The sequence below is a fragment of the Pseudomonas sp. NY15354 genome (genome assembly GCF_048068075.1).
Classification (GTDB): domain Bacteria; phylum Pseudomonadota; class Gammaproteobacteria; order Pseudomonadales; family Pseudomonadaceae; genus Aquipseudomonas; species Aquipseudomonas guariconensis_C.
The window spans coordinates 1-1755 of sequence record NZ_JBLUPV010000065.1; the positions used below are offsets into that span (position 1 = coordinate 1).

A 1755-nucleotide genomic window follows, 5' to 3' on the forward strand; every position below is an offset into this window, starting at 1 on the left:
ATCCCTGGCTTCGATGGCGTACGCACCCTTGAGGTGCCTGCCGACCTGCCGGGGGTGGTGATCTTCCTGCATGGGGTGAATGACCCGGGGGCATCGTATGAGGCGGTGGAGGAGGGGTTGTGCCAAGGGGTCAACGAGCGGCTGGACCGGCCGGACCTGAAGGCGGGTCGGTATGGGGCCAAGTACAAAAGGGCCAAGGAGATGCCTGCGCAAGCGAGGGGGAGCAAAGAAAAAGAGCTGCTAGATGATCCTGACACCTACCTCTACCGGCGCGACACGTCTGACCCCAAGACGCGCAGCCTGATGATTCCTTTCTACTGGGGATACCGCGCTGAGCCAGGGGAGATCAAACGGGACCAGAACCATGACCCGGTCAAGTTGCGCGATCAGTACCTGGACGTTTTCGACAACCGGTTGGACCGGCATTTCGCCAAGGGCGGTGGCTTCTTCGCCAACGCCACCAACAATCTGCTGGAGATGTACGGCAAGGGCTTCGGTGCCTTCAAGCGCCATGGGGCGCAGCTGGCCTTGCCCAATACCCTGTTCATGGGCAAAGGCCCTCATCGGCGTTATTTCGTGCTGGCCGCCACCCGGCTGGCCATGCTCGTCAGCGAGATCCGCCGGGTATCGCCGGACGAAACCATCAGCATCATCGGGCATAGCCAGGGCACCCTGATCACCTTGTTGGCCCAGGCGTTGTTGATCGACAAGGGCCAGCGCTGCGCGGACACGCTGATCATGGTGGATACACCCTACAGCGTGCTGCCCAGCGTCACGCCCACAGGGCACGACACCCTCGCCACGCTGATGCGCATCGTCGCGGCGGTGACCGAGACGCCCCACACCCAGCCGCCCTTGCCTGAGCTCAGGGCCCTGTGGACCTACCGTGGGCGCACCGGCCCCCTCTGGTCGCCGACCGAAGGCACGCGCCAGGACAAAGTGGGCAATCTCACGGTGTTCCCCGAGCGCGACAATCGCGGCAAGGTGTACCTGTATTTTTGCCCGGAGGACACCACTGTTGCCCTGGATGACGTCAAGGGCATCGGCACCTACGGCGTGCCCGATACCTTGCCGGATGGAACGCCAGCGATGCTGGCGCTCCAGCCCTTGCGCTTCTACCAGCGGTTATGGACCAGGCGCCACCGTAACGGGAAGCCGGTACGGGTGGGTGAAGCGGCCAAACCGGAAAAGCTGCGTGCCAAGGGAGAACACCGTTACCCCGGGAACAACCTGATCGTGGGGCTCGCTTCCCAAGGGGGCATTGCCGAAGATGAAGAGCGTTGGATCAACGCCGAGCCGCTGATTCCGCCCCATGCCCCGCAGATGTTCGGGGGCGAGGCGCAACCTGGGTCATCTGCCAAGTCAGGGCTCGATAGGCCCGACGATGTGAGCGTCAGCAATGCCCTGGGTAACCCGGTGGCGCGCTTTCAGTGGCGAAAAATCTCCACCTCGGCGGTACGGATCGACCTGGAAAAAGCCCGAGCCGCCTGGAACGAGGGCAAGGAACCAGGTGACCAGACTGAAGCCCTGAAACAAGTGCGCCAATACGGCAATGTGACGCTGGGGACTCCTGATCATTTCGACATCCTGCGCGAGGAAACGCCCAATGAAATTCGGGCGCGCATGGCGGTTGCGCGCGATGTACTGGAGACGAACAGCTACCACTCGGCAGTGTTGCGCAGCCCGGAGAACCACCGTTGGGTGACGGCCATGGATATTGCGGTGGGGCAGGCGCATTGCCTGAATGATCCGCAG

1 protein-coding gene is annotated in these 1755 nt (G+C 62.8%); it reads left to right on the forward strand.

Annotation, left to right across the window (positions count from 1 at the left end):
- The coding region (locus ACNFCH_RS25795; protein WP_416744492.1) for an effector protein Tle3 domain-containing protein at positions 1-1755 on the forward strand (1755 nt) is incomplete at both ends.